The 14,439-nt window shown below is 66.6% G+C and carries 10 protein-coding genes and 1 pseudogene; 4 read left to right on the top strand and 7 right to left on the bottom strand.

The window, feature by feature from the left end:
• Window positions 1–128 precede the first annotated feature (128 nt).
• A complete protein-coding gene (locus IE083_RS06650) occupies window positions 129–1,388 on the bottom strand; it encodes a glutamate-5-semialdehyde dehydrogenase (RefSeq protein ID WP_189352833.1) in 1,260 nt (419 codons plus the stop codon).
• Between IE083_RS06650 and IE083_RS06645 the strand changes: the two genes are divergently transcribed.
• Window positions 1,374–3,578 carry a propionate--CoA ligase gene (locus IE083_RS06645; protein WP_268245117.1) on the top strand — a complete coding sequence of 735 codons (2,205 nt, stop codon included), beginning with the start codon at window positions 1,374–1,376 and terminating at the stop codon, window positions 3,576–3,578. The genes IE083_RS06650 and IE083_RS06645 overlap by 15 nt on opposite strands.
• 306 nt (window positions 3,579–3,884) lie before the next feature.
• On the top strand, window positions 3,885–4,619 hold the full coding sequence (locus tag IE083_RS06640) for a pseudouridine synthase (protein WP_189352831.1): 735 nt from the start codon (window positions 3,885–3,887) through the stop codon (window positions 4,617–4,619).
• 138 nt (window positions 4,620–4,757) lie between these two features.
• On the opposite strand, the gene IE083_RS06635 is transcribed toward IE083_RS06640, so the two are convergent.
• The 4 genes from IE083_RS06635 to IE083_RS06620 all read right to left on the bottom strand — a co-directional run bounded on the left by IE083_RS06635 (window position 4,758) and on the right by IE083_RS06620 (window position 10,793).
• Complete coding sequence (locus tag IE083_RS06635; RefSeq protein WP_189352830.1) at window positions 4,758–5,138, bottom strand: cupin domain-containing protein; 381 nt, start codon at window positions 5,136–5,138, stop codon at window positions 4,758–4,760.
• A gap of 118 nt (window positions 5,139–5,256) precedes the next feature.
• Window positions 5,257–7,137, bottom strand: coding sequence for an MFS transporter (locus tag IE083_RS06630; protein ID WP_189352829.1), 1,881 nt, complete (start codon window positions 7,135–7,137; stop codon window positions 5,257–5,259).
• A gap of 88 nt (window positions 7,138–7,225) precedes the next feature.
• Entirely contained in the window at window positions 7,226–8,482 is a 1,257-nt protein-coding gene (locus tag IE083_RS06625; protein ID WP_189352828.1) for a D-amino acid dehydrogenase, read from the bottom strand.
• Between the two features lie 274 nt (window positions 8,483–8,756).
• On the bottom strand, window positions 8,757–10,793 hold the full coding sequence (locus IE083_RS06620; RefSeq protein ID WP_189352827.1) for a prolyl oligopeptidase family serine peptidase: 2,037 nt from the start codon (window positions 10,791–10,793) through the stop codon (window positions 8,757–8,759).
• Window positions 10,794–10,981: 188 nt separating this feature from the next.
• On the opposite strand from IE083_RS06620, the gene IE083_RS06615 reads away from it, so the two are divergent.
• Window positions 10,982–12,598 carry a methyl-accepting chemotaxis protein gene (locus IE083_RS06615; RefSeq protein ID WP_189352826.1) on the top strand — a complete coding sequence of 539 codons (1,617 nt, stop codon included), beginning with the start codon at window positions 10,982–10,984 and terminating at the stop codon, window positions 12,596–12,598.
• Between the two features lie 62 nt (window positions 12,599–12,660).
• Here the strand turns inward: IE083_RS06615 and IE083_RS15955 are convergent, their stop codons facing one another.
• Both IE083_RS15955 and IE083_RS15950 read right to left on the bottom strand, forming a co-directional pair.
• Window positions 12,661–13,032 carry a LysR substrate-binding domain-containing protein gene (locus tag IE083_RS15955; protein WP_268245118.1) on the bottom strand — a complete coding sequence of 124 codons (372 nt, stop codon included), beginning with the start codon at window positions 13,030–13,032 and terminating at the stop codon, window positions 12,661–12,663.
• Between the two features lie 80 nt (window positions 13,033–13,112).
• Window positions 13,113–13,601 (bottom strand): annotated as a pseudogene (locus IE083_RS15950) (LysR family transcriptional regulator); the annotation flags it as partial.
• Between the two features lie 120 nt (window positions 13,602–13,721).
• Between IE083_RS15950 and IE083_RS06605 the strand changes: the two are divergent.
• Window positions 13,722–14,417, top strand: a complete 696-nt coding sequence (locus IE083_RS06605; RefSeq protein WP_189352825.1) for a carboxymuconolactone decarboxylase family protein — start codon at window positions 13,722–13,724, stop codon at window positions 14,415–14,417.
• Window positions 14,418–14,439: the final 22 nt, after the last annotated feature.

Genomic DNA, 14,439 nt, shown 5'->3' with positions numbered 1-14,439 from the left:
CCTGGAAAACCGGACCGGAGTTCGGCCCTGAAATTTACACCACCTTGACGGACGCTATCGCGTGGGCGGCAAGACAATGCGCCGCGGGCAGGGCTGCCGGCGGCGCATCGGGGAGGGTAGGCCAGGGTTTACTGGCGGATCTGGCCGTCGCCGAGCACGATCCACTTCTGACTGGTGAGGCCGGTGAGCCCCACCGGGCCGCGGGCGTGGATCTTGTCGGTGGAGATGCCGATCTCGGCGCCGAGGCCGTACTCGAAGCCGTCGGCAAAGCGGGTGCTGGCGTTGACCATCACGCTGGCGGAATCCACCTCGCGCAGGAAGCGGCGCGCACGGCCGTAGTCGTCGGTGACGATGGCGTCGGTGTGGTGGCTGCCGTAGTGGTTGATGTGCTCGATGGCGTCGTCGATGCCGCCGACTACCTTGATCGCCAGGATAGGCGCCAGGTATTCGGTTTCCCAGTCGGCCTCGGTGGCGGCGACCACCTTGTCACCGAGGATGCCCTGGGTACGTTCGCAGCCGCGCAGCTCGACGCCTTTTTCCCAGTATGCCGCGGCCAACCTTGGCAGGATGAAACCGGCAAAGGCGGTGTGCACCAGCAGGGTTTCCATGGTGTTGCAGGTGCCGTAGCGGTGGGTCTTGGCGTTCAGCGCGATGTTGAACGCCTTGTCCGGGTTGGCGGTGTCGTCGATGTAGACGTGGCAGTTGCCGTCCAGATGCTTGATCACCGGCACCCGCGCCTCGCGGCTGATGCGCTCGATCAGGCCCTTGCCGCCGCGCGGCACGATCACGTCGACGAACTCGCTCATGGTGATCAGCTCGCCCACCGCGGCGCGGTCGGTGGTTTCCAGCACCTGCACCGCGTGCAGCGGCAGGTCGGCCACGCGCAGGCCCTCGTGCACGCAGGCGGCGATGGCCTGGTTGCTGTTGAACGCTTCCGAGCCGCCGCGCAGGATCACCGCGTTGCCCGATTTCAGGCACAGGCCGGCGGCGTCGGCGGTCACGTTCGGCCGCGCCTCGTAGATGATGCCGACCACGCCCAGCGGCACGCGCATCTTGCCCAGCTGGATGCCGGACGGGCGGTAGCTGAAGTCGTCCATTTCGCCAACCGGGTCCGGCAGCGCCGCGATCTGGCGCAGGCCGTCGGCCATGCCGTGCACGGTTTTTTCCGACAGCGTCAGGCGGTCGATCAGCGCTTCTTCCAGACCGTTCTGGCGCGCGTTTTCCAGATCCACCATGTTGGCCGCAACCAGTTGTTCCAGGTCGCGCTCGATCGCGTCGGCGATGGCCAGCAGCGCCTTGTTCTTCTGGTTGGTGTCGGCGCGGGCGATGGCGCGGCTGGCCTTGCGCGCGGCCTGGCCGACGACGTTCATGTAGTGTTTGATGTCCATGGCTTTGTCCTGTCCTGCGGGCGTTTTCCTATCGTGACAGCGTACCGCACTGCCCGGCTTTCGACCAGTGTCGCGCAAGGCCGGATAGCGCCGTGGCGGCAGGGAACGGGGCGGGCAGCGGCGCCGGCTCGGCATTTCCGCAACGTCCAATTTCACGACCACCGCCGGCAGCGGGCGTGCGCATTGACCTTGTCCGGCAAAGGGCTTAATTTGTCTGACAAGCAACCGCTTGGTTGTTTGGAAGCAGACCGCGCGCCAGATGCGGCAGACACAAGAGAGACCCCCGACATGACCTCGTACCATGACTTCTACCGTCGCTCCATCGATGACCCGGCCGGCTTCTGGGCAGAGCAGGCGCAACGCATCCACTGGCACAAGCCCTTCGATAAGGCGCTGCAGTACGACCAGCCGCCGTTCCGCGACTGGTTCGCCGGCGGCGAGACCAACCTCTGCTACAACGCCGTCGACCGCCACCTGGCCGCGCGCGGCGAGCAGCCGGCGCTGGCCTACGTGTCCAGCGAGACCGGCATCGAAACCAGCTACAGCTACCGCGAGCTGCACGCCGAAGTGACGCGCTTCGCCGCCATCCTGCAGGCGCAGGGCGTGGTCAAGGGCGACCGGGTGCTGATCTACATGCCGATGATCCCGGAGGCGGTGTTCGCGATGCTGGCCACGGTGCGCCTGGGCGCCATCCACTCGGTGGTGTTCGGCGGCTTCGCCTCCGCCAGCCTCGCCACCCGTATCGAGGACGCCACGCCCAAGGTGATGGTCACCGCCGACGCCGGCATTCGCGGCGGCAAGGTGATCGCCTACAAGCCGCTGGTGGACGAGGCACTGACGCTGGCCGGCAGCTGTGCGCCGGGCAAGGTGATCGTGGTCAACCGCGGTCTGACGGAAGCGCCGATGATGAAGCCGGGGCGCGATCTCGACTACGCCGCGCTGGTTGATGCGCACCGGGACGAGCGCGCCGAGGTGACGTGGGTGGAATCCAACCATCCCAGCTACATCCTGTACACCTCCGGCACCACCGGCAAACCGAAAGGCGTGCAGCGCGATACCGGCGGCTACGCGGTGGCGCTGGCGGCGAGCATGGACTACATCTATGGCGGCCAGCCGGGCGAATGCTACTTTTCCACCTCCGACATCGGCTGGGTGGTCGGCCACTCCTACATCGTGTACGGCCCGCTGCTGAACGGCATGACCACGCTGGTGTACGAAGGGCTGCCGATTCGCCCCGACGCCGGCATCTGGTGGCAGCTGGTGGAAAAATACAAGGTCACGGTGATGTTCTCGGCGCCGACCGCCATCCGTGTGCTGAAGAAGCAGGACCCGGCCTGGCTGCACAAGTACGACCTCTCCAGCCTGCGCGCGCTGTTCCTGGCGGGCGAGCCGCTGGACGAGCCGACCGCCAGCTGGATCGCCGCCGAATTGCAGGTGCCGGTGCTGGACAACTACTGGCAGACCGAGACCGGCTGGCCGATGCTGACGCTGTGCAACGGCGTGGAGCCGAAGGCGGTGAAGTACGGCAGTCCCGGCCTGCCGGTGTACGGCTTCAACGTCAAGCTGTTCAACGAGGCCACCGGCGAGGAAGTCGGCCCCGGCGAGAAGGGCGTGATCGGGGTGATCCCGCCGCTGCCGCCGGGCTGCATGAGCACCATCTGGCAGCAGGACCAGCGCTTTGTCGACACCTACTTCAGCCTGTTCCCGGACAAGCTGGTGTACTCCAGCTTCGACTGGGGCATCAAGGATCAGGACGGCTACTTCACCATCCTCGGCCGCACCGATGACGTGATCAACGTCGCCGGCCATCGCCTCGGCACCCGCGAGATCGAGGAAGCGGTCAGCAGCCATAGCGCCATCGCCGAGGTGGCGGTGGTAGGGGTGGAAGACAGCCTCAAGGGCCAGGTGCCGAAGGCGTTCGCGGTGGTGAAGAACCCGGCGCTGCTGGACGATCCGGCGCAGCGTGCGGCGCTGGAGAAGGAAGTCATCGCGCAGGTGGCGGCGCAGCTGGGCGCGATCGCCAACCCGGCGCGGGTGTACTTCGTGAACCAGCTGCCCAAGACCCGCTCCGGCAAGGTGCTGCGCCGCTCCATCCAGGCGCTGGCGGAGGGCCGCGACCCGGGCGACCTGACCACGCTGGACGACCCGGCCGGCATCGAGCAGATCCGGCAGAGCATAGCCCAGGCCTGAGAACCTGTTCAAAGTCTCGCGAGCTAGAGCGAGACAAGGCGAAAACGCCTGAGGAAGCGGAGTTGACATGGGGTCAATGAGCATTCCGAAGGCGTTTTTAACGCCGTATCGCCGAAGCGCAGCAGACATTGAACAGGTTCTGAGCCGGCGGAGCGGCGAGCCGCGACGAATGGCCATACCGGTCTCCGTCGCGGCTTTTTGCTGCCCGGCGCCGGCCGTTTCTGCTGCGTGCGGCCAACGTTGGCCGCACAGCGGCGGCAAAACAGCGGATAATCGCTGCCCGATTCCCTTACTCAGATTGCCGCCATGTCCGACGACACCATCCGCCTATCCAAACGCATGACCGAACTCGGCCTGTGCTCCCGCCGCGAGGCCGACGAATTCATCGAGCAGGGCCTGGTCACGGTCGATGGCGTGGTGGTCGACGTGCTCGGCAGCCGCGTGCGCCCGGATCAGCGCATCGAGCTGGCCGCGCGCGCGCTGAACGAGCAGGCCGAGCGCGTCACCCTGCTGCTGCACAAGCCGGTCGGCTATGTCAGCGGTGCGGCGGAGGTGTCCGGCGAACGCCCGGCGTGGCAGCTGATCAAGGCCGACACCCTGTCGCCGGCCGACCGCTCCGGCTACACCTTTTTGCGCAAGCACCAGCTGCATTTGGCCACGGCCGGTCGGCTGGACGTCGATGCCTCCGGCCTGCTGGTGCTGACCCAGGACGGGCGCGTGGCGCGCAAGCTGCTGGCCGGCGACTGCGAACAGGAACTGCTGGTGTGGATAGACCGGCCGCTGGACGACGCCGGCCTCGCCGCGCTGAAGGCCGGCGTCAACAGCGACGGCGACAAGCTGACCGCGCTGCGCGTCAGCCGCCAGAGCGACAGCCAGCTGTGCTTCGTGCTGCGCGAAGTGCAGCGCCGCCACATCCAGCGCATGTGCGCCGCGGCCGGGCTGCAGGTGAAGGCGGTGCGCCGCATCCGCATCGGCCGCGTGCGGCTGGGCGAGCTGCAGCAGGGGCAGTGGCGCTACCTGACCGAGAACGAGAAATTCTGACGCGGTGCCGCGCGCCGGCTGCATGACAAAACCCCCTGCCGTGGCAGGGGGTTTTTGCTGGGCGCTTCGCGGTGGCGGGTACCGGAAGCAGCAAGGTTGGCCGCATCGCCGCTGCGGCCAACCTTGCGCGCGATCAGCTCAGTCCTTGCGCGCCAGGCGGTCTTCCTCGAACACGGCGAAGGTCTTCTTCGCCGGCTCCACCACCTCCCAGATGCCCTCGAAGCCTTCCGGAATCACGAAGTGCTGGCCGGCGACGATTTCGACCATGCCGCCGTTATCGTCGTGCATGCGCACGCGGCCTTCCAGCAGGGTGCAGAACTCGCACTCGGTGTACTTCACCCGCCACGCGCCGACGCCGCCGGACCACAGCCCGGCGTGGAACTGGCCGGTCGGATCGCTGTAGTGCATCTCGACGGTCTGCTGGCACTCGCCGGCCAGGCGACGCTCCTGCGGTGCGGAAAACGAATCCGGGGTGATGTCCTGCTGATGGAACAGGACGATATCGTTGGCGATGGACATGGCACGCTCCTCTGTAGTCTTATTTTCTACAACGTGTTGATTATGTTTGACACTTTGGCACAGCCGCGCCGCGGCGGCAAGCCGCGGCGCCCGATTGTGATCAAATTTGCCGGGAGCCTCAGCGCCAGTCGCCGCGCAATTCCGCCACCGTCTGCTGCAGCACGGCGGCGCTGACCTCGCTGGCCGCCAGTGCCGGCGCCGCCTTCAGCGCGATGCACGACCAGAAGCGGCGCGGCCAGCTCAGCATCGCCTTGCCGTAGCGGCGCGAGAAGAAACTGCCCCACATGCCGCACAGCGCCAGCGGCACCACCGGCACCGGCGTGCGCGCCACGATCTCCTCAATGCTGGGGCGGAACGGGTTGATCTCGCCGTCGGCGGTGAGCTTGCCCTCCGGGAAGATGCACACCACCTCGCCCTCGGCCAGCGCGGCCGCCACCGCGTCGAAGGCGCGCGTCTTGGCCTGCGGGTCTTCCTTGGCCGGCGCGATCGGGATGGCGCGCGCGGTGCGGAACACGAAGCCGAGCAGCGGGGTGCGGAAGATGTAGTGATCCATCACGAAGCGGATCGGACGGCGCACCGCGCCGGCGAGGATCAGCGCATCCATGAAGCTGACGTGGTTGCACACCAGCACGCAGGGGCCGTGCTCCGGAATCTGCTCCAAGCCGTGGTGACGCACGCGGTACAGGGTGTGGGTCAGCAGCCAGATCACGAAGCGCATCAGGAATTCCGGCAGCAGGCTGTAGATGTAGGCGGCCACCACCAGGTTGAGCAGCGCCGCGATCAGCAGCACCGTCGGGATGCCGACGCCGTTCGCCGCCAGCACCGCGGCAAACGCCGCCGACACCACCATGAACAGCGAGTTGAGGATGTTGTTGGCAGCAATGGCGCGCGAGCGGAATTCCGGCGCCGAGCGCGACTGCACCAGCGCGTACAGCGGCACGATGTAGAAACCGCCGAACACGCCGATCAGCGCGAAATCGGCCATCAGCCGCCAGTTGCCGGCGCTGGCGATAAAGGCCAGCCAGTCCAGCGTGACGGCGGCCTGCGGCGGGGTGGCGAAGTAGAGGTCGATGCCGAACAGGCACAGCCCCAGCGAGCCGAACGGCACCAGCCCCAACTCCACCTTACGCCCGGACAGCTTCTCGCACAGCATCGAGCCGGTGCCGACGCCGAGCGAAAACAGCGTCATCAGCAGCGTGTACACCGTGGCGTCGCCGCCGAGCACGTCGGAGGCGTAGGTCGGCAGCTTGGACAGGTAGATGGCGCCGAGGAACCAGAACCAGGAGATGCCCAGCAGGCTCAGCCACACCGGCCGGCTCTGCTTGGCGTGGCGCACGATGCCCCAGGTCTGGCGCGCGAAGTTCCAGTCTATCGGCAGCGCGGCGGCGGTCGGCGCCGCCGGCGGCATCGCCCGCGCCGCGGCCAGGCCAGCCAGCGCGCAGGCCAAGAGCGCCAGCACGATGCTGATGCGGCTGTCGTCGGCATTGACCAGCACGGTGCCGGCCACCTGGCCGAGGATGATGGACACGAAGGTGCCCATCTCGATCAGGCCGTTACCGCCGACCAGCTCGCCGGGGCGCAGGTACTGCGGCAGCACGCTGAATTTCAGCGGCCCGAACAGGGTGGAGTGCATGCCCATTAAAAAAATGGTGGACATCAGGATCACGCCGTCGTGGCGCCAGAAACCCAGCGCCGCCAGCAGCATGATGGCGATTTCCGCCTGCTTCACCAGCCGCGCGATGGCGGCCTTGTCGTACTTCTCGCACAGCTGGCCGGCGGTGGCGGAAAACAGAAAGAAGGGCAGGATGAACAGCGCCGCCGCCAGCTGGATCATCAGCTCCGGCGCCAGCCCCAGCATTTTCATGCCGTGGAAGTTGATCAGCACGATCACCGCGTTCTTCAGCAGGTTGTCGTTGAAGGCGCCGAAAAACTGGGTGACGAACAGCGGCAGGAAGCGCCGGGTGCGGAACAGGTCGAACTGGTTGGGGTGGTGCGACATGGGGCGGCGGGTCTCGGGTAGGCGATGGCTGCATGGTAAGGCAGCGTGCGCGTTGCGGCCAACCTTTGCCGCCGCGCGCACCTTGTTCTTACAGCGCCGGGGCGGGGAAGGCGATATCCGGCGCCCGCCCGGCGATCAGGTCGGCCAGCAGCCGGCCGGAGCCGCAGGCCATGGTCCAGCCCAGCGTGCCGTGGCCGGTGTTCAGCCACAGGTTGCGGTAGCGGCTGGCGCCGATGAAGGGCACGCTCGACGGCGTCACCGGCCGCAGCCCGCACCAGAATTCTGGCGGCGCGCTGTCGCGCAATTGTGGGAACAGCTGGCGCGTGCGTCGCAGCAGCGCGTCGCAGCGCACTGGGTTGAGCGCGAGGTCGAAGCCGGCGAATTCGGCGGTGCCGGCGATGCGCAGCCGCTGCCCCAGCCGCGAGAACACCAGTTTGTACTGGTCGTCGGTGAGGCTGGTCACCGGCGCGACGCTGTCATCCGGTAGCGTCAGCGTGGCGGAGTAGCCCTTGGCCGGAATGACGGGTAAGGACAGCCCCAGTGGCCGCAGCAGCAGCGGGCTGTAGCTGCCCAGCGCCAGCACGAAGCCGTCGGCGACGATGCGCTCGCCGCTGGCGGTGTGCGCGGCGGCGATGCGGTCGCCGTCGCGCTCCAGGCGGCTGATGACGGTATCGAGGCGGAAGTTGACGCCGGCGCGGCGGCAGAATTCCGCCAGCTGGCTGCTGAAGCGCTGCGCGTCGCCGGATTCGTCCTCGGCGGAGAAATCGCCGCCCACCAGCTGGCTGCGGGCGCTGGCCAGCGCCGGCTCGATCGCCACGCACTCGTCCGCCGTCAGCGGGCGGCGGTCGCAGCCGTAGTCGCGCATGATGTCGGCGGCGTGCAGCGCCTGCTCGAATTCCTTCGCGTCGGTATACAGGTGCAGGATGCCGCGCTGCAGCTGGTCGTAGTGCAGGCCGCCCTGCGGCGCCAGCTCGGCGCGCAGCGCCTGCAGGCAGCTGCGGCTGTACTGCGCCAGGGTGGTGATCGGGCGGATGTTGGCGCGGGTGCGCCGTGCGCGGCATTCCAGCAGGAAGCGCCAGCTCCAGCGCCACAGCGCCGGATCGGCGCGCAGGCGCAGCAGCAGCGGCGCGTCCTCCTGCCCCAGCCACTGCCAGATCTTGCGCGGCGTGGCCGGGTTGGCCCACGGCTCGGCGTGCGACACCGCGATCTGGCCGCCGTTGGCAAAGCTGGTTTCCTGCGCGGCGGCACCCTGGCGGTCGATGACGGTGACCTCGTGCCCGGCGCGGGACAGATACCAGGCACTGGCGACGCCGACCACGCCGGCACCGAGGACGACGATCTTCATGAACGTTCCGGAGTGTAGAAGTGAGGGAAAGCCCGGCAAACGGGCCGGGCTTGGAGCGAGTTCACGATCTGCTGCGCTTCGGCGATACCGCGTTAAAAACGGTTTCGGAATGCTCATTTACCACTTGTAAATTCCGCTTCCTCAGCCGTTTTCGCCTTGTCTCGCTCTAGCTCGCTAGATCGTTAACACACTCCTATGGTAATGGCGCCGTGTGCTGGCGGCCAGTGCCTTGCGGCCAACCTTGGTGGTTTGCGCAAGGTTGGCCGCAGGCTGTTCAGTCCATCAGCTGGCGGTAAAGGTAAACCAGCACCCGCGCCAGCTCCTCGGCGGTCTGTTCCTGGCCGGTATTGCCGCCGTGGCCGCCGCCGCTGGTTTCGAGGAACAGCACCTCATGGCCGAAGGACTGCATGCGCGCCACCATCTTGCGCGCGTGCGCCGGGTGCACGCGGTCGTCCTTGCTGCTGGTGGTGAACAGCGCCAGCGGGTAGCGCGCGTCGGCGCGCACGTGATGGTAGGGCGAGTACGCCGCCAGCGCCGCGCGCTCGTCCTCGTCCTGCGGATCGCCGTACTCGTCGATCCAGCTGGCGCCGGCCAACAGCTCGGTGTAGCGCAGCATGTCCAGCAGCGGCACTTCGCATACCACCGCGTTGAACAGCTCCGGCCGCTGCACCATGCAGGCGCCGACCAGCAGGCCGCCGTTGCTGCCGCCTTCGATGCCGAGGCGCCGCGCGCTGGTGATGCCGCGCGCGATCAGGTCTTCCGCCACCGCGATGAAGTCGTCGAAGCTCACCTGGCGGTTGATGCCCTGCGCCGCCTGGTGCCAGGCGGGGCCGAACTCGCCGCCGCCGCGGATGTTGGCGACCACGAACACGCCGCCTTTTTCCAGCCACTGCGGGCCGAAGTTGTCCATGTAGTAGGGCATCATCGGCACTTCGAAGCCGCCGTAGCCGTACAGCAGCGTCGGCGCGCTGCCGTCACGGGCGAGGTTGCCGCGATGGACGATGAAGTAGGGGATCTCGGTGCCGTCTGCGGCGGTTGCGTGCAGCTGCTCGGCCACATAACCGGTGGCGTCGAAGGCCAGCGGTTGCGCGCGCAGCACTTCCGGCGCTGAACCAGCCAGCAGGTCCAGCCGGTACAGCGCGGCCGGGGTCAGGAAATCGCTGTAGCTGTAGTACAGCAGGTCGCTCTGCCACGGCTGGTCGGCGAACTCGATCACGCCGCCGGTCGGCAGCGGGTTGGCGTGCGGCAGCCAGTCGTCGCCTTGGCGGCGCAGGGTGACGAGGCGGCTCTTCACGTTGTCGATCACGATGATGGCCAAGAGGTGCAGCGTCGCCTCCACCATCTCCACCGACTGCCGCGCACCGGGCACGAACAGCGCGGCGATGCGGCCAACTGTGCCGCTGGCCGCGTCGCAGGCCACCGCCAGCAGGCTGCCGGCGGCGTAGCTCTGCCCGGCCACGTCCCAGTCCTCGGCCAGTTTCACGATCAGGTCGCCGTGGCTGTAGGCCTCGATTTCGCTGCGCGGCGGCAGCGGCAGCGCGGTGAGCGCAAGGTTGGCCGCAACGTGGTAATAGGTCTTGCTGTAGAAGCTGTCGGAGGCCTCGATCATGTCGAACGGCGTGCCGTCGGCATCGAGAAAACGCCACGCCGCCGCCATCATCGCCTCGTCGTTCAGCCGCAGCAGGCACCGCGCCTGTGCCCAATCCTGGCCGCGCGCTAGCAGCCACACCTCGCGCGGGTAGCCGGCGCGGGTCAGCTGCGCCTCCTCCCACGCCGGACACACGAACACGCTGTCCAGGTCGCGCCACGCGATGTGGTTCTTGCCGTAGGGGAAGCTGAAACCGCCGGCGACGAAGGCCTGCGCCTCGACGTCGTACTCACGGCTGACGGTGGCGTCGGAGCCGCCCGGCGTCAGGTTTAGCAGCACGCGCGCCGGCTGCTCGGTGTAGTGCGCAACGCCGTCCAGATACCAGTCCACCTCCTCGGCCGCCGCCAGCGCGTCGATGTCCAGCACTGTCTGCCACTCCTGCGTATTGGCACGGTAGGCGTCCAGCGTGCAGCGGCGGTAGATGCCGCGCGGATGCTCGCCGTCCTGGTGGAAGTTGTACAGCCAGCCGTCGTACTCGGCAAAAAACGGAATCTGCCGCGTATCGCGCAGGTTGGCGAGGATGCTGTCTTTCAGCGCGCCAAAGCGCGGGTCGCTGTCGAGCAGGGTCTGGGTGGCGGCGTTCTGGCGCGCCACCCACTCCAGCGCGGCGTCGTCGTCGAGGCTTTCCAGCCACTGGAAGTCATCGGAAGTGTGATCGGTCATGTCGGGGCAGGCAAAGGTTGGCCGCAAGGGCGGTTAGGCGTGAGGTGCGGTAAATGATTGATCGGGATGCGTTTTTTGTAAATGAAGCCGGCGGGTCGATGCATCTGCCGTGGCTCCGATTCGGGTTGACAGTACGGTTCGGGCAGCTATAACAGCACAGTCGTATGTGCTATCGAGAGGACAAATGTATGTTACATCGCATTTCGCATCGGCTATTGTTTCTGATCACGATCGCCATTCTGGCCTTAAGCGGCGTAGGCGTAAACGCACTCTGGCAATTGAGCGCCAGCAAGCAGGATTTTGTGACCATCAGCCAGGACACCCTGCCTGGCGTCATGGATGTGGCCGGCATGCGCTTCAGTGCCACCAAGTACCGGGCCATGCTGCGGGACCATATCCTGTCAAACACGGAGGACAAGAAGCAGTTCGAACAGAGCCTGGGTACGGCCAGGTCGAATTTCGAGCAGCATCTGGCAAAGTACATCGAAACAGGGCATGGCAGCAGTGAGGATCGTGGACTGACCGACGCCGTCAGCCGTGCGGCAAGCGCCTATTTCTCGGCGGCGAATGAAATCATGCAGCTGTCGCAGGCCGGCCAGATGGTGGAAGCGACGGCGGCGCTGCCCAGGCTGATCCCGCTGAACAACGCCCTCATGGCCACCATTGATGCCCTGTTCAATTCCAACCTGGAAAAAACCAGCGCCTTTGTCGCGGAAAGCGAACACCGCGAAGCCCAGGCGCGGATGCTGACGCTTGCCCTGGTGCTGGGCAGCTCGGCCTTGCTGATCGTGGTGGCGTGGACGACCTATCGTGGCATTATCGGTAAAACCCGGCAGGCGCAGCTGGAGATCGACAGGGTTGTCAGCACCCGCGATTTCTCCCGGCCGGTCTCGGCGGAAGGCAACGATGAAATATCCTTGCTGCTGCAGAAGCTCAACGAGCTGATTGCCGGCCTGCGTGGCGGGCTGACCGAGATTCGCCACGGCGCGGAGCAGGTTGCCGCCGTGTCCGAATCAATGGCCGAGGCGGCAAGCCAGGTAACTGCCAGCTCCCGCACCCAGGCCGACTCGGCCGTTACCATGGCGGCCAACGTCGAGCAGGTCGTGGTCAGCATCAACCATGTTTCCGACCGTACCGGCGAGGCCAGTACGCTGGTATCGATGGCGGGTGACGAGGCCAGGGGCGGCAGGGATGCCGTGATGCTGGTGGTGGAGCGGATCGAGGAAATGGCAAACATGATGCAGGATACCTCCTCCGAGCTGACGCTACTGGACGAGAGCGGCCAGTCAATCAGCACGGTGATGGGGGTAATCAAGGATGTTGCCGACCAGACGAACCTGCTGGCCCTGAATGCCGCCATCGAGGCGGCACGGGCCGGAGAGCAGGGCCGCGGTTTTGCGGTGGTGGCCGATGAAGTCCGCAAGCTGGCCGAACGTACCGCGGCATCCACGGTGCAGATCGCGGACATGGTGACCGATATCCAGACACGCTCGGCATCCGTTGTCGCCCGCATGAAGGCGGCGAGCGAATCGGTGGCGCACGGCATCACGGAAGGCCGCGAAACACGCGATACCATCCAGCGGATTGCGGACGCATCGTCGACCAGCCGGTCGCTGGTGACCGAAATCGCCAACGCCCTGCGTGAGCAGAGCGTGGCCAGCGACACCATCGCCACTCAGGTCGAGCGGGTGGCCCAGATGTCCGAGGAAAATAACCGGGTTGCCGAAAGCAGCAAGAAGCTGGCGGAAGAATTGCAGAAGCTGTCCGGCACGATGCGGCACGTCGTGGGCTCTTATACCCTGTGATGGCGGGGTAGGTGGTGTGTGGGTGACCATCCCATGCCAGGTTGTACGGCAGAATGGAATGGTCATCCATCACCGCATGTTTCCAGCGCCGCCCTGAGATGGTCGATCCAAAGCCGCATCGCCAGCGGCAGGTGGCGACCGCTGGGGTAATACAGATGCAGCCCCGGCATCGCCGGACACCAGTCGGCCAGAATGCGCGTCACCCGGCCGTCTGCCAATGCCGTTGCGGCATAGCCTTCAAACACCAGGGCAATGCCCAGCCCGGCGGCAGCCGCCTCCACCATCAGCGGCTGTTCGCCCAGTGTCAGCTGNCCACCATCAGCGGCTGTTCGCCCAGTGTCAGCTGGCCGTCGGGCTGGATCTGCAGCGCCTCGCCATCCTTTGCCAGTTCCCACGCATACAGCGCGCCATCGTCGAAGCGGTGACGGATGCAGTTGTGCTGCGCTAGCTCGGCCGGGTGCTGCGGCGTACCGTGCCGAGCTAGATAGCCGGGGCTGGCAATCACGGCAAAGCGCATCGGCGGGCCGACGCGTACGGCCACCATGTCGGCCGCCAGGGTCTCGCCAAAGCGCATGCCGGCGTCGAAGCCGCTGCTGACGATGTCCACCAGCTTGTCATCGCATACCAGATCCAGCCTGATGTGCGGATAGCGCTGCAGGAAGGCCGGCAGCAGCGGCATCAGCAGCAGGTAGGCGGCGGTGCGCGGCACGTTCAGTCGCAGCTGGCCCTGCGGCTGGGCGCGGTAATCGTTGACCGACTCCAGCGCGCCGCCGATCTGCGCCAGCGCCGGTATCAGCTGCGCCAGCAGGGCCTCGCCGGCCTCGGTGGCGGTGACGCTGCGCGTGGTCCGGTGCAGCAGCCGCACCTGCAGCCGCGTCTCCAGCTGGCGCAGGCTGTGACTGAGGGCGGATGGTGTCACGCCCAGCTCCAGCGCCGCCGCGCGGAAGCTGCGGTGGCGCGCCACACAGGCAAAGGCAAACAGTTCGGCAAGCGGCGGTGTCATTGGTGAATAAAGCTCATCAAACCATGAAAGATAAGGTGGATTGTTGCATGGAATCCGGCGCCGTAGGCTGCGTGTTCCCGCTGCCCAAGGCAGCCAGACCCCTTGCCAAGGAATATCGTGATGCCGCCACTTGCCTATCAAGTCATTGCCCAGCTGGAAACCAATCCGGAGGTCACACCGCACGACGCGCTGCAGGCGTTGCAGCAGCTGTGCTGGCATGCGCGGCGCGAGCCCGGCTGCCTGCGCTTCGAGCTGCAGCAGGATCGCAAGCAGCCGCAGCAGTTTTTTCTGATCGAAAGCTTTCGTGACGAGGCGGCTTTCGCCGCCCATCACGCTGCCGAACATAGCTGCGCCTATCAGGCGCGGGGGCTGACGCGGTTGGTGCAGCACTGGGTGACACATGTGGTACCGCCGATGCCGCCTGCCGTGGAGGCGGATTCGGCGTACCGGCGCGGTTGGGCGCGCTTGCAGCAGGTGGACGGCCAGGCCGGCGAGCGTGTGATCGCGGCCCTGCAGGACGTGGCGCCTGACCTGGCGCAGTACACCATCGCCTTCCCGTTCGGCGAGGTATACCAGGACGAGGTGCTGACGTTGAAGGAGCGCGAGATCGCCACCGTGGCCGCGCTGGCGGCACTGGGCAATGCCACGCCGCAGCTGAAGGTGCACCTGCATGGCGCGCTGAATGTGGGTTGCAGCCGCGACGAGGTGATCGCCATCCTGACGCAGATGGCGGTGTACGCCGGCTTCCCGGCCGCCATCAACGGCGTGCTGGCGGCCAAGGAGGTGTTTGCCGAGCGTGACGCGGCTAACGCGTGATGGTTGCGGCCAACGTTGGCCG

Origin of the sequence: Vogesella fluminis (assembly GCF_014652335.1) — a bacterium.
GTDB lineage: Bacteria > Pseudomonadota > Gammaproteobacteria > Burkholderiales > Chromobacteriaceae > Vogesella > Vogesella fluminis.
This window is presented reverse-complemented; position numbering and strand designations above follow the sequence as displayed.

Excerpts from the sequence above, each read along its gene's own strand:
- IE083_RS06650 (WP_189352833.1), bottom strand. The coding sequence starts at position 1,388 with ATGGACATCAAACACTACATGAACGTCGTCGGCCAGGCCGCGCGCAAG.
- IE083_RS06640 (WP_189352831.1), top strand. The coding sequence starts at position 3,885 with ATGTCCGACGACACCATCCGCCTATCCAAACGCATGACCGAACTCGGC.
- IE083_RS06635 (WP_189352830.1), bottom strand. The coding sequence starts at position 5,138 with ATGTCCATCGCCAACGATATCGTCCTGTTCCATCAGCAGGACATCACC.
- IE083_RS06630 (WP_189352829.1), bottom strand. The coding sequence starts at position 7,137 with ATGTCGCACCACCCCAACCAGTTCGACCTGTTCCGCACCCGGCGCTTC.
- IE083_RS06625 (WP_189352828.1), bottom strand. The coding sequence starts at position 8,482 with ATGAAGATCGTCGTCCTCGGTGCCGGCGTGGTCGGCGTCGCCAGTGCC.
- IE083_RS06620 (WP_189352827.1), bottom strand. The coding sequence starts at position 10,793 with ATGACCGATCACACTTCCGATGACTTCCAGTGGCTGGAAAGCCTCGAC.
- IE083_RS06615 (WP_189352826.1), top strand. The coding sequence starts at position 10,982 with ATGTTACATCGCATTTCGCATCGGCTATTGTTTCTGATCACGATCGCC.
- IE083_RS06605 (WP_189352825.1), top strand. The coding sequence starts at position 13,722 with ATGCCGCCACTTGCCTATCAAGTCATTGCCCAGCTGGAAACCAATCCG.